Genomic DNA, 21,175 nt, shown 5'->3' with positions numbered 1-21,175 from the left:
TAAAATAACTTATAAGGTATATTGGAAATAGTTTGCACTATATGATTATATATCGTAATATTGCAATACATAGTTATGGGACTTACAAGAACAGAAATATTCAGCACTGAACAGAACCAATTGGCAACGTTATTAAAAGCGTTAGCCCACCCAGCCCGTATCGCAATTTTACAAAGGATCCTTGCTTCTAATACCTGCATATGTGGCGACCTGGTAGAAGAACTTGGTCTTGCCCAAGCCACAATATCCCAACATTTAAAAGAATTAAAGACAGCTGGAATTATTCAGGGTACCATTGAGGGGGTGAGTGTTTGTTATTGTATCAATCCGATAACCTGGAAATTAATAGAGACCCAAATCGGCGCTTTTTTAGGTGCTTATAAACAAGAAGCTGACTGCTGTTAGTTTTTTTTAAATTAAATCAATCGTTAAATTGCAATATTAAATATACTGTTATGAAACTATCAGAAATTAAAGAAATCCTGGCTACAAGAGAAAGTGTTAATTTTAAACTTGAGAACGGGCAGGTTGTGCCTGAACACTTCCATGTTACCGAAGTTGGTGTAATCACTAAAGATTTTATTGACTGTGGTGGTACGGTACGCCATGAGAAAGTAGCAAATTTCCAGCTTTGGGATGCCAATGACTTTGAGCACCGTTTGAAAGCAGCAAAATTATTGAATATTATTTCCTTATCTGAGCAGATTATCGGTATGGAAGATCTGGATATTGAAGTTGAATACCAATCTGAAACCATTGGTAAATATGACCTGGCTTTTGATGGGGATAAATTTGTTTTAACCTCAAAAACGACTGCTTGCCTTGCCATGGACAAATGCGGCATTCCGGTTAAAAAACAAAAATTGGAAATGGTAAACTTGGCAGGTGATGCAAATGCGTGTACTCCAGGTGGTGGCTGCTGCTAAATAAAAGAACATGGGGATTAGAAATTTAGTTCCTTCAGATTGGGAGCAGGTAAAATCTATTTATGAAAAGGGAATTGCGACTGGCAATGCCACTTTTCAAACCTCTGCCCCAACCTTTGAGGAATGGGACGATTCACATTTAAAAACTTGTCGCTTTGTTGATGATCAGGATGGTGTTATACATGGATGGGCAGCGTTAACCCCTGTTTCTTCCAGATGCGTTTATGCGGGGGTTGCAGAAGTGAGTGTATATGTTGATCCGCAATTCAGTGGAAAAGGTATTGGATCTGGTCTGCTAAATGAATTGGTCAAAGCAAGTGAACGGGAAGGCATCTGGACTTTGCAGGCTGGAATTTTTCCGGAAAATGCATCAAGCTTAAAAATCCATGAAAAAGCTGGTTTCAAGACTCTTGGTGTCAGGGAAAAGATTGGAAAACAACATGGCACTTGGCGGGATACCGTACTATTAGAAAGAAGAAGTCAAACTATAATATGAAGAAAATTGAAAAACATATTAGTCCTGTGTACAGGAAATAGCTGCAGAAGCCAGCTTGCTGAAGGTTATCTGCGTCATTATGCAGATGGTAAAGCCAATATTTATAGTGCAGGGATTGAAACCCATGGTGTAAACCCAAAAGCGGTGCAGGTAATGGCAGAAGACCACATTGATATTTCATCCCATACTTCCAACCACGTGGATGAATACCTATCTATTCCTTTTGATGCAGTGATTACCGTATGTGACAATGCAAACGAAGCCTGTCCTTATTTCCCAGGCACGGTAGAACGTTTTCACCAGAACTTTCCGGATCCTGCAAAAGCGACTGGAACTGCGGATGAAGTCATGAACGAATTTAGAAGGGTAAGAGACCTGATCAAGATTTATTCTGCTGACTTTATCAGCGAACATATAAGCCAAAAGATTTAATGAGTGCAAATAATTGTGTCCCTGTGGCCGAAAGAAAGAAACTTGGTTTCCTTGACAGGTATTTAACTTTATGGATATTCATTGCCATGGCGCTGGGAGTGAGCATAGGTTATTTCGTTCCTTCATCTTCGGGATTTATTAATTCCTTTTCAAGTGGCACTACAAATATCCCTTTAGCTATTGGACTGATCCTGATGATGTATCCTCCGCTTGCCAAGGTGAGTTATGAAAAAATGGGAGAAGTATTCAAAGACACCAAAGTATTGAGCGTTTCGCTAATACTAAACTGGGTAGTCGGACCTTTACTAATGTTTTTTTTGGCCATCATTTTCTTAAAAGACTATCCGGAATATATGGTGGGACTGATCCTGATCGGACTTGCCAGGTGTATTGCCATGGTGGTGGTCTGGAATGAACTTGCCGAAGGAAACAGGGAATATGCAGCGGGACTAATTGCATTGAACAGCATTTTCCAGGTCTTGTTATACAGTGTATTTGCCTATATTTTTATTACGGTATTGCCGCCTTATTTTGGATTGAAAGGCCTGGAAGTCAATATTACCATTGGCGAAATTGCTAAAAGCGTGGCGATTTATCTAGGGTTACCTTTTACGCTTGGAATCATTTCAAGATATGCACTGATCAGTCTTAAGGGAAAAGAATGGCTTAATAATGTCTTCGTACCTATGATTTCGCCCATTACCCTTATTGCTTTACTTTTCACGATTGTGATCATGTTCAGTTTAAAAGGAGAGTTGATTGTACACATCCCGATGGATGTAGTTAGAATTGCCATCCCACTGGTCATTTATTTTTCCATCATGTTTGTCATGAGTTTTTTTGCAGGACGTTATTTTGGGGCAGATTACTCCAAGAGCGCTTCTATCGCATTTACGGCAACCGGGAACAATTTTGAACTCGCTATTGCAGTAGCCATTGGCGTATTTGGGATCAATTCAGGTCAGGCATTTGCCGGAGTGATCGGACCTTTAGTAGAAGTCCCTGCACTGATCGCCCTGGTGAACCTTGCTTTTTACTTCAGGAAAAAATATTATCTTTTTAATTCTGTAAATTCAAGAAAATAATGAATATTATACTTTTTCATGAATGAAGGGCTTAAATTATTACATATAAATAGCGAGTTGTCTCAAAAAACGAATTGTTTTTGAGTCTTTTTGTTAATAAGTTACATCTTTTAACAATGCTATCGATAAAATAAGATTTAGCCATTCTATCAACCCCACGACATAATGTGCCTCATAATTTTGCAAACTGGTTACCTGTGGTTCAACCCAGTGTACATTCCTGTCGAGATTTCATAAAATAATATTTCATTCCCATTAATTGGAAAACATTAGCTTAATTATATGAAATATCGCAAGGGAAAATTCCTGCCCCAGAACACCCATGAAAACTCGAATAGTAAATTAATGAGGATTTCATTTTTATATAATCATCATCTGTAGTAAATGATGATGACCTAACCTGTAGTCTAATTAACATTGTAATTCATTAGGCGATTGCAGCTGAGAAGTCATGGTTTAATTTCATTGATCATATTTTTTCCAGCGACAAATGCATCTGCATTCAAAAAAGTTGTCTCTGCGATTTGCTGCATTGCCTCACGAGTAAAAAAGCCCTGATGTGAGGTAATAAGTACGTTTGGAAATGATATCAATCTGGCAATCAGATCATCCTGAATTACCTCCCCCGAAAGGTCTTGGAAGAAAAGCGCAGCTTCCTGTTCATAGACATCCAGGCCAAGATAACCTAACTGACCAGACTTCAATGAATTGATTACTGCTGCTGTATCTACCAGGGCTCCCCTACTCGTATTGATTAACATTGCCCCTTTTGTGAAATATTTTAACGTGTTTTCATTAATCATATGGAATGACTCATCTGTTAGCGGGCAGTGCAACGATACCATTTCAGCATCGCTCAATGCTTCACGTAAATCCATATATTCCAGACCGTCTGCCACAAGCTCAGCATCTGGATAGGGATCATAGGCAGAAATCCTGCAGCCAAATCCTTTGAGAATTTTATATAACGCTTTCCCGATATTACCCGTTCCAATAAGGGCAACCTTAGCGCCGTGCATATTGAACCCCATTAAAGATTCCAGGGAGAAGTTTCCTTCCCTGACTCTGTTATATGCCTTGTGGGTTTTACGGTTAAGGGTCAGCATCATTGCCAGGGTGTGCTCCGCTACAGCCTCAGGTGAATAGGCCGGAACCCGGAGGATTTTTATACCCACCTCCTCCGCAAAGTCAAGGTCCACGTTGTTAAATCCGGCACAACGGAGAAGTATCACCTTAATCCCGTATTCAGCAAGCGACGAGAGAACTTCGGCATCAGCCCTGTCATTAACGAAAAGACAAACAGCTTGAAAGCCTTGCGCCATTGGCGCACTGTCAAGATTCAATGTCTGTTCAAAAAAGACAAGCTGATGCGAGGTGTTGTATTTTTCTAAAAATTCCTGATCATACTTGCAGGTGCTAAAAACAGCGATTTTCATGATGCCTATAGTTTTCGGTAAGGTAGTCATAATAAGCGTGATACTTTTGTTTATTAACTAGTCCGCTTCGCAAAATGTGCAGCTCCAAGGCACTAAAAATTACCCTGTTAATTTTTAACTTCATTTACCATAATTTAAAATGAATCAAAGAACTTTTAAAGTCGAGTACCAACCCACCATCCTATTCCAATCTGGTGTCGTTATGGTAATATGTAAATGATTCTACGAGCAGAAATCAAGAATTGAATCCTGTGTGCAAAAAATTTATTGACGCCTTGACACCTACCAAATTTAAAAAGATTTCCTTTTAAGTTATTGTCTCAAAAAACGAAGGCTATGTACCATTTTACTATTTATTTCAATTATAAATGCACTTTGGCAATTCCAGTAAACAAACGTATAATGAAACGAAGATTGAAATTATACATAAATAACTGATCAACAATATACCTAGATCCAATTTATTGGAAGCAAGTTTGCAATCTAATTATTCAGATATAAAAGCTTGCTTAATTTCTGCTTATGATGAAATCTCTTATTTGAAATTCCTTCCACCATGGAAAGCTTTTTTAGGCGCTTCATTCCTTACCTGGGCCCGCTTATTCTGCGAGGGATAGGGCGCAGTCTTTTCATCGCCTCTCGCCAAAGTCAATACCGGCAATTCATCCACTTCACGCTGTACCAACTTGCCCAGCATTTTTGTAAAATCGAAACACTTACTAACGATTACATGCACCACATTCCCCTCACGCTGCAAACGCCCTTCTACCATTAGAAGTCTCGAATGCAAAATTTCCTTGCGGTAGGTTTCGAACAATTTTTCAAAAACCACCAGATTCGAATATCCCGTTTCATCCTCAATGGTGATAAAACAAACACCACCTGCAGTTCCGGGGCGCTGGCGCACCAGGACCAGTCCAGCAACTTTCACCAGTTGCCCATCTGTAGAATCGTTGTTGATATGATTGCAACTGCGGATATTTAGCATATCCAGTTGCGGCCGCACAAAACTCACCGGATGTGCCTTTAGCGAGAGGCCGACTGTTGCGTAATCCTGAACGACATGTTCTCCTTTTCCCATAAGGGGTAACTCTACCTGCATTTCAAGTACGCTTTCAGAAGCCTGTCCCTTGAACAGTTCGACGGGCATATCCTTTAAGGCCGAAATTTCCCAAAGTGCCTTACGCCGATCCATTCCCATGGAACGAAAAGCATCAGCATCGGCCAGTCTTTCAAGCGCTGCAATAGATATTCCCGCATCGCGAAGCGCAGTGATGCTTTTATATTTATCACCGCGTGCGTTGATCAAAATCTCTATCTCATCAACCCGAATACCACTGATTTGACGGAATCCCAGACGCAGGGCATGATATTTTCCCGATTTTTCTTCGAGTTTATTATCCCACAACGAATGGTTTACATCCACTTCACGTACTTCAACGGTATGCTTTTGGGCATCAATGACAATTTGCGCGGGCTGGTAAAAACCCATAGGCATACTGTTCAAAAGCGCTGTAGCAAAAACATCGGGATAGTAGTGTTTTAGCCAGCAGGATACATAGACCAGTAGCGCAAAACTTGCCGCATGGGATTCCGGAAAACCATAACTTCCAAATCCTTCCAGTTGCCTGAATATCCGCTTTGCAAATTCCAGTGTATACCCTTTGGCCATCATTCCATCGATAAGCTTCTGCTCATATTGATTCACTAATCCCTTGAACTTAAATGTTGCCATGCTACGGCGCAATCCATCTGCCTCAGCGGGCGTGAACCCAGCTGCAACAATTGCTATTTTCATCGCCTGTTCCTGGAAGAGCGGTACCCCCAGAGTTCTCCCCAAAATCTCTTCTAGTTCGGGTGAAGGATAATCTACAGGTTCTTCTCCATTTCGCCTGCGCAGATAGGGATGCACCATATCTCCCTGTATTGGTCCTGGGCGGACGATTGCCACCTCGATTACCAGATCATAAAACTCCCTTGGCTTTAGCCTTGGCAGCATCGACATTTGCGCCCGGCTTTCAATCTGAAATACGCCCAAAGTATCAGCCAGACAGATCATATCATAAACATCAGGATCATCCTGGGGAATATTGGCCAAAGTAAACTGTTTTCCGTAATGATCCCGGCAAAGATCAAAAGCCTTGCGTATACAGGTGAGCATCCCTAGCGCCAGCACATCCACCTTTAAAAATCCCAGCGCATCGATATCATCCTTGTTCCACTCGATATTGGTGCGATCCTCCATCCGGGCATTTAAAATTGGGCACAGATCTGTAAGCTTTCCTTGGGTAACTACAAATCCCCCGGTATGCTGACCCAGCTGCCGGGGAAAGCCTATCATCTGCGAGGTAAGCTCTAACGTTTTTTTAAGATGCGGGTCGTTTGGATTTAACCCCTGTTCGGTAACCCTTTTACCATCGAACCATTCATCGGTAAATTCCCAAATGGAACTTGACAATCGATTAATAGTATCAACGGAGAGTCCCATTGCTTTTCCCACATCACGGATTGCACCTTTCTGATGCTGCTGGGTAACCGTTGCGACGATTGCCGCCCGGTCACGGCCGTATTTGTTATAGATATACTGGATGATTTCTTCCCGGCGCTCATGCTCAAAATCCACATCTATATCCGGGGGCTCGTTCCTGGCCGGAGAAATAAAGCGTTCAAAAAGCAGGTCAAATTTCATCGGGTTAACTGAAGTAATTCCCAGCACAAAACAGATGGCCGAATTAGCCGCAGAACCTCGTCCTTGGCAAAGGATTCCCCGTGACCTGGCCTCACGCACGATATCTTCAACAAAAAGGAAATAATTCGCATAATCCATCTGCTTCACAAATTCCATCTCATGGTGGATCATCTTGATCACTTTCTCTGGGATCTTTTCACCGTAAAACTCTTGCGCTCCTTTCCAAGTGAGGTATTCCAGTTCTTCCAGTGGCGAGCGGCCACTTTTATTGATCTCTTCGGGATAAACATATTTGAGCTCATCCAGAGAAAAATTACAAGCCTCGGCTATCAGCATCGTATTTTTGATAGCGCTTGGATATTTTCTGAACAAACGCTCCATCTCTGCCACCTCTTTCATATAGCGCTCGGCATTCTGGTGCAAGCGAAACCCAGCTTCCTGGATGGTGCATTTTTCCCTAACGCAGGTAAGCACATCCTGCAATTCCCTGCGCAAAGGCGAATGGTAATGGATATCACCTGTTGCCACCACCGGGATTCCATAAACCTTGGAAAGCTGGGAAGTGCGGAAAATCAGCTTATCATCATTTCCCATATAGGACCTGGTTGCCGCAAGGTACAACTGACCGCCTAATGCTTCGCGGTATTCCGCCAGTGCAGCTACAAAACCGGGGTCATACTCAAACCTGCGATTGAGCTCACCGGGCATCACCAGGTTAAAAATGATCCCCTTGCTATGAGCGTAAACATCTGCCCTGGAAATATGGCATGAACCTTTTTCCGCTCGCATATTGCCAAGAGTCAGCAGCGCGGATAATCTGCAGTATGCTTCCTTGTCAGTAGGATATGCAAGCAGACTAGGCCCATCCAATAAATCCAGCCTGCATGCGGGGATCAACTTTACGTTTTTTTCCCTGCATGCTGCATGTGCACGAACGATTCCCGCAAGCGTATTTCTATCGGTAATAGCTATTTTCTGATACCCAAAAATCTCAGCCTGTTCAACCAGCTCATGGGCGTGCGATGCTCCTCGCAAGAAGCTGAAATTTGAAGTAACCTGTAATTCACTGTATCCCATAACCCCTCTCCTCTATGCAAAAAATCCATGTATAAACCATTTGTACTTTTGTTCGCCGCCATAGTGCCCTAAGCGAAACAGCCAATAGCGGCCGCCCCGCTCATCCTCTACCTGGTAATAATCCCTATGCTCACCCTGATCCAGCCACCATTCGCGCTCGATGCGCTCAGGTCCATCGGCCTTTGCCACCACATGCCGCACGCCTTTATAAATAAAAAACTTTGGCGGGTGATCTGGAATGATAGCCATTACCTCAATTGGCACTGGAGTCTTGAGCAGTTCAGTAGGCCTGGGCTTATCGATCCGCCAACTGGCCTGCGGTTTTTCTGTTACCGAAACAGCCCTTAGTACCGATCTCTCCGGCCAATATTTTGTTGCCGGAAGGTAGCGGTGGATTACCTGAAATCCTACTTTCCCTGCAACACGGTCCAACAATCGGATTACGCTTTTATCATCAAGCCCGGGGGTAGATGTCCACATTTCCTCCTGAGGCACTTCCACATCATCCACCTTTGGGGCATCCAGAACAAAAAGCTCAATGCCCAGGGCAGGGCGGATCTGATCCACTTTAAGCTGAAAAAGCTTGAACAAATGACTTGCGTTATGGGTAGCCCCACCGGTACCGATAGTCACCTGTACCACTTTTCCATCGATCCGGTAGCCCGTGAGCACGCCAGTCCGCAATCCTTTTCCCTCCGACTGCATCCGCTTACATAAACTTTCGAGCAATTTATTAATAGCGATTTCAATTCCGACCTTGGTTTTTATAGGCTCCAAACAGGCCAGCCTTTCGCTAAATGCAACGGGAACCTGCAAGGGAACCAGGACCTCATTCTCTGTTCCGATCGCCTGTGCCAACCGTAACAGAAAATCCTCGCCAAAACGCCTGCGCAAGACCGACCTGGGCATCCCGATAAAGCTCTTAATCTGGTAAAACCCCAGTTTTCTAAGCTTTGCAAGCGTCTGCTCTTCCAGCCTAAGCGCGTCAGGTGGAAGATTTAGCAATGCCTCCACCTGTTCACCAGCAGGAATTAATGGAGTAATCTTGCCGTAATGCGAAACCGCCCAGGCAGCTCCCGGAGTATCGGCAATGCCCAACCTTACGGTATATCCCTTACTTTTTAGTCTAGCAAATATCTCTTTTAAATATCCTCGCTCTCCGCCCCAGAGATGCGTGCATCCAGAAACGTCGAGCAACAGAGCGTCCATTCCAAACTCATCGATGGCAACTATCGGTGAATAGCGAATGCACCACTCGCCAAGGCCGCGCAACAGATTTCTCGGACGGCCAGGCTTATCATCCAGTACCTCAAGTCCCGGGCATATTGCCTTAGCATCAGCTGCACGCATTCCGACCTCTATTCCAAAACCAAATGCCAATGGACTAACGGCTGTGATCATCATTCGGCCATGATCGGGCGCGGAGAAAACAAAGGGAACCTCAGAAAGCTCAGGCCTGCGAATAATCTGCCAGTCAGCCAGTAGCTGGCGAAACCATATGGAAACAAAACGCCTTTGCATGATATCTACCCAATTTGCCTGCGCTCCAGATCAGACCAAACTGTTTGTTTTTCAGTTTTCTTGACTTCCTTAAATTTTTCTCCTGCCCACTCCAGCACAAAACTTCCAGGATTGCCATTGCGCACCTTTAGCAGCTCTACCTTCCAGCGGGGAAATCCCAGCCCTGGCATTCCATCATGGCTTTCACTTGGCAACGGACTGATTTTCCATCTTGCGGTAGCTACCGTGCTTGCTGCTTTATTCCCGTCTTTGCGTAAGATGAATCCCGTAACTCCACTGGACTCTACGGCAAGCTGCAACCTGCGCGATTCGATAAGGCTGACCTTATTTAATTCTGCTACCACCGCAGCGAGCCCTTCGCATTTAAGCGCTTCTTCTGCAATCCATAGCACATCCCTTTCGCTCTGCACATCCATAAAGATGATGCGCTCGGGCTCTACGTTGAATAGGCTAAGCGAGGCTGGGAATAATCTGCGTGAGGTACTAACCCACACGCATGCCGCACTGTTTTCCATTAGTACTGCCAGCAGGCCAGCAATAAATCCGTCGCTTGCCGCGGCATCTTCGGGGGCTATGGTTATAAATTCGTGGATGGCCTTTTTGGGGAATACACCGCCGGGAAAAGAATCTTCGATTCCACCAAGGCCTATGCGTTCAGCCTTGCCCGAGGACGAGGGCTTAAAGCCCTGCCACAACAGGATATCCTGTTGCAGCTTTTGAAACAATTCCTTTTTAGCATCCATGATTGAAACAATTTAAATACTATTATTTTTAGTACAATAAAATTCAACAACAAACATAAAGCTAAAATTGTTAGTAAATAGTGAAATGTGGAAAAGATTGTGTTTTTGGTGGATAAGTTGATCGCCGAGGCAAGTTTTGATTTCCATGAAAATCGAACTGATTATGTCAAAAAAATCGCCATATCAAGATGGAAATTACATATACCTCTGAAGAAAAAACATCAGCATCCCTGAACAGGAAAAATAAATAGAATGAAAATTCACACTTTGGACACCACCAGAATCTTTCAGGAGTCCTTAAAGATAATCCCACGAGTTAAAACTACAAAAGTTGCATTTTCATTTGTATCATTCATAATCATCCAGACCTGATCTAGGATATTAAAGGATTTTGTGGTACCAAGATCTGCATCCACCATAACACCAGTAAATGCTATTTGCTTAAATTCGACATTTTCTTTGCGGCCTCCGATTAGCCTCCCTTCGATTGGATAGGATTTAAAGTAGGCCTCCACTCCAGCGGCTTTTCCTGGTGTAGCTTATTTTGAAATGCGCTCATGTAGTTTCCAAATGAAACTCAGGCGCCAGAAGTACCTCTTTTACGGCTATCCTTTTCACTTTTGGCACAAAGTTCAGCAAAAACAATACAAATTTACTCAATTCGTCTTATCTGCCATCACTTCGTTAATTCGACCTTTATATTATAATTTAAAATCAAAAAAATGAGAAGGACAATCTTAATAACAGGAGCAAGCAGTGGGTTAGGAAAAGAGACAGCAAAACTATTTCAGCAGAAAGGTTGGAACGTTATTGCCACCATGCGTAAACCAGAGAGTGAAACTGAATTAAATCTCCTGGAAAATGTTATGGTAGCCAGGCTGGACGTCTTGGATTTAAATTCTATTGAAACCGCGGTAAATAAGGGGATCGAAACATTTGGAAAAATTGATGTACTACTTAATAATGCGGGTTATGGTGCCTATGGTCCTCTAGAATCCTTTGCTAGAGAGAAAATCATCCGTCAGTTTGATACAAATGTGATTGGCCTTTTAGATGTCACCAAAGCATTGCTACCACATTTTCGCGGAAATAGAAGCGGCACGATCATTAATATTTCTTCTATTGGAGGCAAAATGGCATTTCCGTTGGGAGCGCTGTACCACGGAACCAAATTTGCTGTGGAAGGTATTTCTGAATCCCTGAAATACGAAGTTTCAGAATTTGGAGGTAAAGTAAAGATTATTGAGCCAGGTGCTATTACTACTGACTTTACGGGGCGTTCCCTTGATTTTAGCAACAATGAATCTTACACAGAATACCAACCCTTTATCGAAAAAATCATGTCAGCTATGCAGTCCTTGTTTCAACATGCTTCATCCGCAAGTGTGGTTGCTAATGTAATTTACCAAGCAGCCACCGATGATACTGCGCAATTGAGATACATAGCAGGCGAAGATGCGGAATTTATGATCGGAAATCTTAAGCAGAGTGACGATGAAACTTTTGAGGCAGGAATAAAAGCCCAATTTGGAATTTAATCCCTTTAACCCGATTACTGGAACCATTGCATTGTAATGGTTTCAATAATCAGCATATTTACAAAAAAACCTATGGTGAGGAGTAAAATTATTCATTTACAAACGATCTCAGAGATGTTTTTACTTTTCGGGCTGGCTCACGATATCCATCATCCTTTAGTTGGTGTGGTAGACTTTAGTAAAGTGGATCAGCAGATAGACTGTGAAATAAAATTGTCTGCAGATTATTACTGCATCATGTTTAAGAACTATCCTGATAATAAAATCAAGTACGGGCGGAAAATCATTGATTTTCAGGACGGTAGTCTAATCTGCATGGCACCCAATCAGATTATCGAAATTGACAATAATGATCAAGCGTCCGAAAACATAATGGGTTGGGGATTATTTTTTCATCCTGATCTAATCCGGGCAACGTCCTTAAATGATAAAATGAAGGAATACAGCTTTTTTTCCTATCAAACTTCGGAAGCACTTCATTTGTCCGAAAAGGAAAAACGTGTATTATATGACTGCGTATCCAAAATTAACACTGAATTGGAAGAAAACATAGACGTGCATAGCCAAAGTATAATAGTTTCCACAATTGAATTATTGCTCAATTATTGCAGCCGTTTTTACGGGCGGCAATTTATAACAAGGAGGAGTTCCAATAATTCAGTGCTCGTTCAGTTTGAGAAAATTCTCACCAATTATTACTCCCAGGAAAATAAGCAGGAAAAGGGCTTGCCTACTGTAAAATATTTATCCGAACAGGTGAATTTATCACCTGGATATTTAAGTGACTTACTTAAAAAAGAAACTGGTAAAAATACTCAGGACCATATTCATCTATATTTAATTGAGGAAGCTAAAAACAAGCTGATAGGTACAAATAAATCTGTTAGTGAGATCGCATATGAGTTAGGCTTTGACTATCCTCAATACTTTAATAAACTTTTCAAGCAAAAAACAGGGCAAACTCCTGTCGAATTCAGGAATATGAATTGATGCCGGCAATTAAGAAAGAAATAATCAAAAACAAAAGGAAGTATGAGGCCTACAATATCATCAACTACTAACTAAGACATTACTCATAAATCAAACTCTTCCCCTCCTTTTACTTTCCTTAAATTCCGATAAAAGTTCACTCTTATAAAACTTATCCCCTCCGGGAAGCTTCATTGGCTTCAGCCTACCCTGTCTAACCATGCGTTTATAAGTACTCTCACTAATCCCAAGGTAATCCATAACCTCCTGCCGGTTCATTTGCTGATCCTCATCAAAAACAAGGTTACCGTGGAATTTGCTGTTGTAAACCAGCACCAAAATCTGATATATCTTAGACAAGATATCCAGAAGAGCATCCATCCTATTCATAGGTCAAATAGTTAATGTTAACATTTAAGTCTAATTCGTCAATGACATTTCCAAAGCGGAACATGGGGTATTTATGATCCTACTTCATAGAATATTGAAATTCTCAACAATCAAAATTTTACAGCAATAGAATTTCGGTTTGGTTTCCTAAGAATAATATCTCTTCCATTTTAGAAGAGAAATTCAATTGGTTTACCAATAATTTCAAACGAGCTATATCCTTTTCGATAATGTTTAGTGTGGATAAAAACCTGGTCAGTTCACTGATTGGTTCTCGTTTTACGGCCAGCAGTTTTGCGGTCATTTCTAAATAAAGCTGTTCAGAAGTTTGGATCAACATAGAGAAAGGATTTAGGTAAAAAGTTGGTTGACTGAACCTGCGATAATGCTACAGGAACTTTCGCAAGTTGTGCCAATTCGCACTCTAAATCAAGTTAACTATCAGTTGCATAATTGATCAACCCCCTTTGAATAGATTATTAGCAGATAAATCTTCGAGACAATATTCGTTAAATTTTACTTTTGAGAATACGTTCGTTGGCATAATCAAACTATTCGTGTAACTACCACAGGCCTCGGTATAAAAATCTCTTTGAGAGGTGAATTCAGTCATAAATTGTGCTAAAAATCAGCTATGAATTACCAATTTATTTTTTTCGAGGAACATCTTACTATCCTGCAAACGAAAAAAACTTTTGCAAAAAATTTTGCAATGGAGTCAAAAAAAAATCTGGAAAGAGAACATTCCCGACTGATCAGAGCCTTCAGAGATGTGGCCATTGAACTAAATAACCATGAAAAGTCAAAAGCATATTTCAATTTTCACCAACAAAACTTAACCCTTTTAATGGATAAGACCAGTAGCGAAAAAACGCTCAGGAAAAAAGATCCGGACCACAAGATTATCATAAGTACTCTGGAAGCATTGCTGGATATAATGGAAGAATTACTAACCTGGATGAAACAAATCTTTCCGGAGATCTTCAATTATAAAGGCAGAATCCCGATAAAAATGAAAGAGTCAGAAACTTCCGAAATTAAGGATGATTTAGGTTTAATAGTTGGAGAATTTGCAAATAAGAAATTGGATTCTAACCTGATGCAAGTCACAAGATCGATTTTGGATGTCAGTCAGATAATCAGTTTTATAGATCTGGAATTTTGGAAAGAATCGTGCTATAAAATTCATCAAGATATTGTCTTGCTTGATTCGGTTGATGAGTTTTGCATGATAAAAATTTTCATTGGGCTTGGAATAAATCATCCTGACTTATTTCTTTACACCAAAGGGTATATTGCAAAAGAGATTGAGAATAAGACAACTTTAGGCGAAAAAATCTCAGCAGTCTGTTTTTACAGAAAAGAGATAAGGGTTTTATATAGAGAAACCCAAATGCTCCAGTTTACAAGAAAACCCGATATTCAGCGCACTATAAAAAAATTCCTTCGAGAAGAACTCCTTTTACTCAGGGCTATGGAATTTGTGAATCACGAAGTTGAGGAAGCAGGGATTATGAACGCCAACTATAAAGTTTCCTTTTCAGTTAAACAGCTGGCCTTTTTCGTCCACCTTCAGATGGAGACCGGTATAATAATATGGCAAAGGGCAAAATTTGCGCACCAATATATTGCAAGGCACTTTAGCACGGTGGAACGCGATTCAATATCTGAAAAAAGTGCTAGAAACGCTCACTATAATCATGCTAGTGAAGATATTAAGAAAGTGATTGCAAAGCTCAGTGAAATGCTCGCATTAGCTCAAGAAAGATATTGAAATTGTAAGAATACTGCGAATCTCGCACTTTGATGAGGGGTTGCAAGACGATAAAATTTCTGCAACTTGACAAAGTTTCCAAATAGCCGTTCTTTACCCCTAAAAAGATTATGGACGTCGAAAACTACTCAAAGAAACTAAACGCATTTCACTCACTCTCGCCTGGACTCAAAGCATACATCTCAACAATAGCCCAAAAAACCGCATATAAGGGTGGCCAGACAGTGTTCCTGAAACGAGAAGATAATAATTTTTATCCCCTGATTGAAAGCGGGTCATTGAGGCTAATGGCAATCGACAAAGATAGTGATGAAGAAATTGTTATCCGAACCTATAATGCTGATGAATTCCTGTATCATTTTCCAAACGTTATGCCAATGTCAAGATTTGAACTTTATGTAGAGTTTTTGGAGGATTCTTATTTGGTAGCGTTTAGCGAAAAGCATTATTCGAACCTCATGAAATTATTCCCTGATGCGTACCTCTTGAATTTATCATATACCGCCTGGCATTTGAACATATTGCTGGAACTTCTTCTCGGCAACAATAAACTTCCTGACGTGTAAACACATATTTGACACAGCTTAAAATTTACCCTAAATCATATTCAAATGAAACGACTCATCGAAAAACTGCAAAGTCTTCAAAATGCAAGCGAACCTCTTATAAGCCAACTGGTCGAAATCTCTGTTCAGAAAACTTTCAATAAAGGTTTACTTATTAGCACACCAGATCATTCATACCCAGAACTTTATTTTATCGAAGAAGGTCTGGCAAGAGGATATTTTATTTTCGAGGGGAAAGAAAATACATCGTGGATATTACAGACTGGGTTTATTTTCCCGACTACGTCGTTTTTTTCATTCAGTCAAACAAATGAGTACATAAATTTCTTAAAGGACAGTTCCGGCTATTCAATAAGTCTAACCCAGTGGAGTGAACTTGCCAGGGCAAATCCGAAATTTCTAATAATACTTCTGGAAATCTATGAGGAACAATATCAGGAAGTTACACAGAGAGAACAAATGCTGAGGATCAGACATGCGGAAACAAGATTTCTTTATTTTCAGGACATGCATCCAGAATTAATTAATCTTCCCATTCATAAGATTCTGGCTTCCCTACTCGCAATCGAATCAAAATATCTCTTCAAAATAAAAAGGAAATATCGTAGATAAAATAGGCTATCTCAAGCCTGGGTTATGATTTTGTCTTCTTCCTTCTTTTTCCAAGCCAGATCAGAAAGCCGGAAATCGGTAGTGAAGCGCAGATTAAGGCGGCAAAAAAGGCCAATAGTTGCGTACCCAAACCATATATCCTACCTGTGTGTAGCGGAAGATTCGAATTTCTCCATTTCATGCCCAGCGTTTTTTTTGAATGTGGTAAGACATCAATTATTTTCCCCGTTCTTCCATCGTAAAAATAATAACTAACACCCCGCCAACCATCTGCATTACTTTCAATACTGACAAAAGAGGTTGATACCTTGTTAATTTCCGTTGGGATCCCGATGCCAATCTCCGACCAATCACCTTGAAGCCTTTTCACAAGATCATAATGGATGAGATCAATTTTGTTCAGTGTCGAATCGCTCTCATTTATTACTGGTAGTGTCCGAGCAAAACCGGCTTTGCCGTTATCTCCCAAAAGCTTGTAAATACCGGTTTCCCACCATTTGAAGGACCATACCAGACCTGTAATGGCAATAAGCATCGCAACAGGCAGCACATAAAAGCCTAGTGAATTGTGAAGATCGTAATTTACGCGCTTCCACTTCGCGTTCCATTTGATCGTTATACTTTTTTTAAACTGTTTATAGTTTTTGGGCAACCAAAGGACGAAACCGCTAATGAGCATGAAGAGAAAAAGCAAAATACAAGTGCCCACGATAATACTTCCGACCGGCTTGACCAATAACAACTGTCTGTGCAGTTGTTCTACAATGTTAAAGAATTCATAACGGATATCGATTACCCGCAGGACCTTTCCATTATACTGATTTACATAAACGTCATCCTGATATTCAAATTGACTAAAATACCAGAGGTTGATCTTATCTTTCCTGTTGACTTTAAACCCGGAAAATATATAACTTTTGTTATCTGCTGAAATTTTTACATTCGAGAGTACTTTACCAGGCCCGACCGCCTTCTGGGCAATGGCAAGCAATTTAGAAACCGGCCTTGGCTGGCCAGTTTTCTGAACGTATACAATATCCCGGTGGACGGCATTAAATATCTCCTCATTGAATACATAAACGCATCCTGTTAGGGAGACAATCAAAACAACAAATCCTGTTACCAGCCCTATCCAAAGATGGAGCCATCCGGTAATCTTTTTAAATTTACTTTTGGCCATTAAAATGAGTATCCAACTGTTAGCATGTAGTTTTCAGGCTGTCCTGGAAATAAACGCAGATAATCGTATCCTCCAACCCAATGCTTTTTATTGCCGATGTTATTTGCATTTAACTGAAGCTGTAGTTTGCCAATATTATAGAACAGTCCTGCATTGAAAAGAGTGAACGATGGTATAGTAATCTGTTCTTCCGGAGAAAACTTAGGATCATAAATCAAATTTCTTTTATCCATGTAATTTATGCCCAGGGCGATGCCAAAACCTTTTGCGACACCATCGATGAAGTTGTAGCGTGTCCATAAATTAGCAGTGTTTTTTGGAGCGTTAGGTTTTTGAATTTCCACCTCGCCTGCATTACCGCTTTCCAGTATTTTTGCCCTATTGTATGAATATGATGCAATTACATTCCAGTTAGGCATAATTTTCCCAATGACATCAAACTCAACGCCTCTTGACTGCTCATCCCCTATCTGTCTCAATACATCAACTACTCCAGGCGTTGCATACAGCGCTCCGGTCTGCTTAACCTGATAAACCGCTGCAGTAATACTTAACTGATCTTTGAACCAGCTGGTTTTTGTACCAAATTCTATCATATTGCTTTTCAAAGGATCAAAAGGCCCTCCCACATTTGGATTTGATATGGTCGCTGAAGTCTGCGGATTATAGCCTTCAACATAACTTCCGTAAAAATTGATATTCGAATTAATTGTGTATACTGCACCTAAACGTGGTAGCCAGGCATGAGAATTCGCCTTTGCCTCTGTTGGAGTTTTATAGTTGGCAAAATCGGTATAATATTCATAACGGACACCAAGTAAAACCTGCAGCCCACCGATTTTTATCTGATCCTGCACATATCCTGAATTCAGATAATAATAGGCCGGCGCTACCACTGACTGTGCAAAGAAAAGTTTACTGTCATCCTGCATCCTTTGGGAAGACAACGGGTCATTCAGGTTGAAGTGGGGAACATTTGGCACAGGGTTTCCGGCCGCGTCCAGCAGATATCTGCTTTTGTTTGCTGGAACGTAGTTAGCAATTGAACCGTTGTTCGCTGCATTTCTGTATCCGCTTGCAGTCATCTGGGAACCACCTACAGGGGTCTTTTCACTTCCGAAATCGTAACCTGCTACTATTTTATGTGATAAAAGACCGGTTGTAGGGGTGTAATTTATGTAACCTGAAAAGTTATCGATAAACCGTTTGCGCTTTCTGATCTGTACATTCATTCCGGCAAGATTATTAATTGCGACGCCGTTACCATCAACACCATATGCGTTGGAGGTACGATGTTCATTTAGATCTTCTGAATAACCTGTCTTAAGGTATGAGGCATTCAGGCTCAATACATCGCTAATTTTATGTGTAATTGAAAGCGTTGCATTATAGGTTAGCTCGTTAAGGTAATCATTTGTAGTGTTTAACGATAAAGATTGTGGCGTAGAGTTTAGATCAAAGCTGCCAAAAATCGGTTGTCCCCTATCAAGTCTGCTCTTGGAATCTGTATATACCAGATCAAAGTTGATCCTCGTTTTTTCAGATGGGACAAAAGTAAGTGAAGGGGCAATTACGAAATTCCTGTCGAACATTAAATCCCTGAAGGTTTCCGCATTTTCATAGCCAACATTTACTCGGTAAAGTAAGGTACTGTCCTTTGATGCCGGCCCGGTGAAATCGGCAAGCCCCCGAAAAGTATTGAAGCTACCCAGGGTCATACTGATAGATCTTCTGGTTTCATCAAGAGGCTTTTTGGTTACGCGGTTTACCACACCACCCGGACTTGCGTTTCCGAAAAGTGCCGAAGATGGACCTTTCAATACTTCTACCCTTTCCAGGTAATTGGCAAGTGACTGTTTCCAAAAACCGGTACTTGTTCTTAAGCCGTTCAATAACTGCGTATTGCTCTGACCGTTCACACGAAAGCCACGGATGGTTAAGTCATCATAAAAACTGAACTGGTTTACCCCGCTAAAGTTCTTTACCACCTCACCTACACGCATCAGACCCTGATCGGCGATCAGTTCTTTACTGGCATATGAAACAGATTGAGGAATATCCTTGAGTTCGTTTTCAATCTTACCGATAAAGGTTGCTTTGGTTTTGTAGGCTTTTTCTTTACGCCCTGTAATTTCTACCTGCTGAAGATCTGAATTTGACTCGACCAAAACGATATTTTCATTTGTATCTCCATCAATTTGGACTGTTTTGACAGACTGCTTGTAGCCGATAAAATTAAAGTGTAAAGTCAACTTACCCCTGTTTACCTGAAAGCGGTAAAAACCCTTATTGTTTGTTGAAGTGGTAAGTTTTGTATTAACAACAGCGATGGTAGCACCAGGAAGAGGGTTTCCCTGATTATCGCGCACATAACCCTGCAGATTAACACTCTGTTGAGCCGAGGCCGTGTGTTCAAGGCACAGAAAGAAAAATAGACATAGCGCAACTTGGGTAAAAATTATTTTCATAAATTATAATCAATTATTATTTAGACTCATTAAGAATAAGACGCAAACATAACACTTTGCTTTATCATTTCATAAAATAGCATGGTACAGGGGAGAAATCAGTCAAAATGTATCATTTTTTGATCTGTCAAGGGGTGTAAAAAGAGCAAAAATTGCCGAATTCGGGTAGTAAATATTATTTCTATTGTTTAGAACTTTAATCTACAATCAGATGGGTTTTAATGAACAAAACATGGAAAATAGTTATTCAAATAAATGGGCGCATTTAAGTTATAAAGGATTGGTATTACATTTAAATACTATTGGAATATTCCTGCTAACACTGCTATGGTCTTATGCAGCTTTTGCAAAGCTCGCTGATCTAAAACTTTACCAGCTCCAGATGAAGGAGCAACCCTTTCCTTATTCAATACAGCAGTTACTGACTTATCTTGTCCCAATTCTTGAGCTAACCGCTGCTACGCTGCTTATTTTTAATAAACACAAATGGGGGCTTTGGCTTTCCTTAACTTTGATATTAGGGTTTACGACATACATCACAATGATCCTGACCCATGTTTTTCCAATCGTCCCCTGCAGTTGCGGTGGCCTTATCTCTAAGATGAACTGGGAAACCCATCTCTACTTTAATATGCTTTTGTTTTTTATAAATATGGGTTGTCTTATTACAATCAGCAGACAGGAAAGGAGGTTAAGCGGCAAAGAATAAAAATAAATTATAAAAAAATTAACGCAATCAACCTTGGCATGGTGCCTAAACCTCAAATAAACTTTTTCGCTTGTTTTTTCAAAGTAAAAAGCATCCTTAAATTATGTATACAATACTAAAAAAAGTAAGCAGAGGCCTAGTGGCCGCGGCTTTAGGATTAACAATTGTGATTGCCGGATCGGCATTTAAAGGAAACAGTGGTAAAAAGGATCCACAAAAATTCAGATATGCAGGTTCGACCTATGGGGAGGGTGCAGTGGAAGATTTAAGTAACTGGATTCATGATAATAGTGCTCCAGAATGTGATCCGGGAGACGAACGACCATGTACCATCACTGTTGATCCTAGTTATGTGAACCCAAACGGAACGTTAAAATCCACTTTGAACTTGAATGCTTCTTTGTCGCCAACCTCGAGCGATTACATAGTAGCTGGAAGTTCCGATAATTCAATGGAAATCGTTAACCGCGCTCAATAGTTTAATTTCAACATTTGTTTAATTGCGAGTCGAATTGAATGATTGACTAATACTGCATTAAAGTTAAACAAATGCGAAATGACCGT

General features: G+C 40.8%; 20 protein-coding genes. 12 read left to right on the top strand and 8 right to left on the bottom strand.

Annotation, left to right across the window (positions count from 1 at the left end):
- Nucleotides 1–75 precede the first annotated feature (75 nt).
- Genes AC3ITD_RS21230 through arsB form a run of 5 tightly spaced genes read left to right on the top strand, consistent with a single transcriptional unit; the run spans nucleotide 76 to nucleotide 2,939 of the window.
- Nucleotides 76–405, top strand: a complete 330-nt coding sequence (locus tag AC3ITD_RS21230) for an ArsR/SmtB family transcription factor (RefSeq protein ID WP_489362687.1) — start codon at nucleotides 76–78, stop codon at nucleotides 403–405.
- Nucleotides 406–455: 50 nt separating this feature from the next.
- A complete protein-coding gene (locus AC3ITD_RS21225; RefSeq protein ID WP_489362686.1) occupies nucleotides 456–926 on the top strand; it encodes a DUF6428 family protein in 471 nt (156 codons plus the stop codon).
- 10 nt (nucleotides 927–936) lie between these two features.
- Nucleotides 937–1,422 (top strand): GNAT family N-acetyltransferase, encoded by a 486-nt coding sequence (locus tag AC3ITD_RS21220; RefSeq protein WP_489362685.1) that lies wholly within the window; start codon nucleotides 937–939, stop codon nucleotides 1,420–1,422.
- Nucleotides 1,423–1,428: 6 nt separating this feature from the next.
- The gene (locus AC3ITD_RS21215; protein WP_489362684.1) at nucleotides 1,429–1,854 is read left to right on the top strand and encodes an arsenate reductase ArsC; all 426 of its coding nucleotides are present in this window, start codon (nucleotides 1,429–1,431) and stop codon (nucleotides 1,852–1,854) included.
- A complete protein-coding gene (arsB, locus tag AC3ITD_RS21210; RefSeq protein WP_489362683.1) occupies nucleotides 1,854–2,939 on the top strand; it encodes an ACR3 family arsenite efflux transporter in 1,086 nt (361 codons plus the stop codon). Before AC3ITD_RS21215 ends, arsB begins: the two co-directional genes overlap by 1 nt.
- Nucleotides 2,940–3,388: 449 nt before the next feature.
- Here the strand turns inward: arsB and AC3ITD_RS21205 are convergent, their stop codons facing one another.
- The 4 genes from AC3ITD_RS21205 to AC3ITD_RS21190 form a co-directional block, all read right to left on the bottom strand.
- The gene (locus tag AC3ITD_RS21205; protein WP_489362682.1) at nucleotides 3,389–4,405 is read right to left on the bottom strand and encodes a 2-hydroxyacid dehydrogenase; all 1,017 of its coding nucleotides are present in this window, start codon (nucleotides 4,403–4,405) and stop codon (nucleotides 3,389–3,391) included.
- 505 nt (nucleotides 4,406–4,910) lie between these two features.
- On the bottom strand, nucleotides 4,911–8,141 hold the full coding sequence (locus AC3ITD_RS21200; protein WP_489362681.1) for an error-prone DNA polymerase: 3,231 nt from the start codon (nucleotides 8,139–8,141) through the stop codon (nucleotides 4,911–4,913).
- 12 nt (nucleotides 8,142–8,153) lie between these two features.
- Entirely contained in the window at nucleotides 8,154–9,662 is a 1,509-nt protein-coding gene (locus tag AC3ITD_RS21195; protein WP_489362680.1) for a Y-family DNA polymerase, read from the bottom strand.
- Nucleotides 9,663–9,667: 5 nt separating this feature from the next.
- Nucleotides 9,668–10,405 carry an ImuA family protein gene (locus AC3ITD_RS21190; protein WP_489362679.1) on the bottom strand — a complete coding sequence of 246 codons (738 nt, stop codon included), beginning with the start codon at nucleotides 10,403–10,405 and terminating at the stop codon, nucleotides 9,668–9,670.
- Between the two features lie 722 nt (nucleotides 10,406–11,127).
- On the opposite strand from AC3ITD_RS21190, the gene AC3ITD_RS21185 reads away from it, so the two are divergent.
- A complete protein-coding gene (locus AC3ITD_RS21185; RefSeq protein WP_489362678.1) occupies nucleotides 11,128–11,943 on the top strand; it encodes an SDR family oxidoreductase in 816 nt (271 codons plus the stop codon).
- Between the two features lie 237 nt (nucleotides 11,944–12,180).
- Nucleotides 12,181–12,933 (top strand): helix-turn-helix domain-containing protein, encoded by a 753-nt coding sequence (locus AC3ITD_RS21180; protein WP_489362677.1) that lies wholly within the window; start codon nucleotides 12,181–12,183, stop codon nucleotides 12,931–12,933.
- 90 nt (nucleotides 12,934–13,023) lie between these two features.
- Here AC3ITD_RS21180 and AC3ITD_RS21175 read toward each other — a convergent pair whose 3' ends face one another.
- Both AC3ITD_RS21175 and AC3ITD_RS21170 read right to left on the bottom strand, forming a co-directional pair.
- Complete coding sequence (locus AC3ITD_RS21175) at nucleotides 13,024–13,302, bottom strand: helix-turn-helix domain-containing protein (RefSeq protein ID WP_489362676.1); 279 nt, start codon at nucleotides 13,300–13,302, stop codon at nucleotides 13,024–13,026.
- A 118-nt stretch (nucleotides 13,303–13,420) separates the two neighbouring features.
- Nucleotides 13,421–13,642 carry a hypothetical protein gene (locus AC3ITD_RS21170; RefSeq protein WP_489362675.1) on the bottom strand — a complete coding sequence of 74 codons (222 nt, stop codon included), beginning with the start codon at nucleotides 13,640–13,642 and terminating at the stop codon, nucleotides 13,421–13,423.
- Between the two features lie 507 nt (nucleotides 13,643–14,149).
- On the opposite strand from AC3ITD_RS21170, the gene AC3ITD_RS21165 reads away from it, so the two are divergent.
- The 3 genes from AC3ITD_RS21165 to AC3ITD_RS21155 all read left to right on the top strand — a co-directional run bounded on the left by AC3ITD_RS21165 (nucleotide 14,150) and on the right by AC3ITD_RS21155 (nucleotide 16,254).
- A complete protein-coding gene (locus AC3ITD_RS21165) occupies nucleotides 14,150–15,076 on the top strand; it encodes a hypothetical protein (RefSeq protein ID WP_489362674.1) in 927 nt (308 codons plus the stop codon).
- 110 nt (nucleotides 15,077–15,186) lie between these two features.
- Nucleotides 15,187–15,642 (top strand): cyclic nucleotide-binding domain-containing protein, encoded by a 456-nt coding sequence (locus tag AC3ITD_RS21160; protein ID WP_489362673.1) that lies wholly within the window; start codon nucleotides 15,187–15,189, stop codon nucleotides 15,640–15,642.
- A gap of 45 nt (nucleotides 15,643–15,687) precedes the next feature.
- Entirely contained in the window at nucleotides 15,688–16,254 is a 567-nt protein-coding gene (locus AC3ITD_RS21155) for a Crp/Fnr family transcriptional regulator (RefSeq protein ID WP_489362672.1), read from the top strand.
- Between the two features lie 22 nt (nucleotides 16,255–16,276).
- Here AC3ITD_RS21155 and AC3ITD_RS21150 read toward each other — a convergent pair whose 3' ends face one another.
- Entirely contained in the window at nucleotides 16,277–17,434 is a 1,158-nt protein-coding gene (locus tag AC3ITD_RS21150) for a PepSY-associated TM helix domain-containing protein (protein WP_489362671.1), read from the bottom strand.
- Nucleotides 17,434–19,902: a TonB-dependent siderophore receptor gene (locus AC3ITD_RS21145; RefSeq protein ID WP_489362670.1), complete on the bottom strand. Its 2,469-nt coding sequence runs from the start codon at nucleotides 19,900–19,902 to the stop codon at nucleotides 17,434–17,436. Before AC3ITD_RS21145 ends, AC3ITD_RS21150 begins: the two co-directional genes overlap by 1 nt.
- Nucleotides 19,903–20,134: 232 nt before the next feature.
- On the opposite strand from AC3ITD_RS21145, the gene AC3ITD_RS21140 reads away from it, so the two are divergent.
- Complete coding sequence (locus AC3ITD_RS21140) at nucleotides 20,135–20,611, top strand: MauE/DoxX family redox-associated membrane protein (protein WP_489362669.1); 477 nt, start codon at nucleotides 20,135–20,137, stop codon at nucleotides 20,609–20,611.
- Between the two features lie 103 nt (nucleotides 20,612–20,714).
- Nucleotides 20,715–21,089: a hypothetical protein gene (locus AC3ITD_RS21135; RefSeq protein WP_489362668.1), complete on the top strand. Its 375-nt coding sequence runs from the start codon at nucleotides 20,715–20,717 to the stop codon at nucleotides 21,087–21,089.
- The last annotated feature ends 86 nt before the right edge of the window (nucleotides 21,090–21,175 follow it).

This window comes from Pedobacter sp. KH_004, assembly GCF_057840755.1.
The sequence above is the reverse complement of the archived record's forward strand: the minus strand, read 5'-3'. Positions and strand labels throughout refer to the sequence as shown.

Bases quoted from the DNA above. Each gene is read 5' to 3' on its own strand.
- AC3ITD_RS21230 (WP_489362687.1), top strand. From the start codon at position 76: ATGGGACTTACAAGAACAGAAATATTCAGCACTGAACAGAACCAATTG.
- AC3ITD_RS21225 (WP_489362686.1), top strand. From the start codon at position 456: ATGAAACTATCAGAAATTAAAGAAATCCTGGCTACAAGAGAAAGTGTT.
- AC3ITD_RS21220 (WP_489362685.1), top strand. From the start codon at position 937: ATGGGGATTAGAAATTTAGTTCCTTCAGATTGGGAGCAGGTAAAATCT.
- arsB (WP_489362683.1), top strand. From the start codon at position 1,854: ATGAGTGCAAATAATTGTGTCCCTGTGGCCGAAAGAAAGAAACTTGGT.
- AC3ITD_RS21205 (WP_489362682.1), bottom strand. From the start codon at position 4,405: ATGACTACCTTACCGAAAACTATAGGCATCATGAAAATCGCTGTTTTT.
- AC3ITD_RS21200 (WP_489362681.1), bottom strand. From the start codon at position 8,141: ATGGGATACAGTGAATTACAGGTTACTTCAAATTTCAGCTTCTTGCGA.
- AC3ITD_RS21195 (WP_489362680.1), bottom strand. From the start codon at position 9,662: ATGCAAAGGCGTTTTGTTTCCATATGGTTTCGCCAGCTACTGGCTGAC.
- AC3ITD_RS21190 (WP_489362679.1), bottom strand. From the start codon at position 10,405: ATGGATGCTAAAAAGGAATTGTTTCAAAAGCTGCAACAGGATATCCTG.
- AC3ITD_RS21185 (WP_489362678.1), top strand. From the start codon at position 11,128: ATGAGAAGGACAATCTTAATAACAGGAGCAAGCAGTGGGTTAGGAAAA.
- AC3ITD_RS21180 (WP_489362677.1), top strand. From the start codon at position 12,181: ATGTTTAAGAACTATCCTGATAATAAAATCAAGTACGGGCGGAAAATC.
- AC3ITD_RS21175 (WP_489362676.1), bottom strand. From the start codon at position 13,302: ATGAATAGGATGGATGCTCTTCTGGATATCTTGTCTAAGATATATCAG.
- AC3ITD_RS21170 (WP_489362675.1), bottom strand. From the start codon at position 13,642: ATGTTGATCCAAACTTCTGAACAGCTTTATTTAGAAATGACCGCAAAA.
- AC3ITD_RS21165 (WP_489362674.1), top strand. From the start codon at position 14,150: ATGGATAAGACCAGTAGCGAAAAAACGCTCAGGAAAAAAGATCCGGAC.
- AC3ITD_RS21160 (WP_489362673.1), top strand. From the start codon at position 15,187: ATGGACGTCGAAAACTACTCAAAGAAACTAAACGCATTTCACTCACTC.
- AC3ITD_RS21155 (WP_489362672.1), top strand. From the start codon at position 15,688: ATGAAACGACTCATCGAAAAACTGCAAAGTCTTCAAAATGCAAGCGAA.
- AC3ITD_RS21150 (WP_489362671.1), bottom strand. From the start codon at position 17,434: ATGGCCAAAAGTAAATTTAAAAAGATTACCGGATGGCTCCATCTTTGG.
- AC3ITD_RS21145 (WP_489362670.1), bottom strand. From the start codon at position 19,902: ATGAAAATAATTTTTACCCAAGTTGCGCTATGTCTATTTTTCTTTCTG.
- AC3ITD_RS21140 (WP_489362669.1), top strand. From the start codon at position 20,135: ATGGAAAATAGTTATTCAAATAAATGGGCGCATTTAAGTTATAAAGGA.
- AC3ITD_RS21135 (WP_489362668.1), top strand. From the start codon at position 20,715: ATGTATACAATACTAAAAAAAGTAAGCAGAGGCCTAGTGGCCGCGGCT.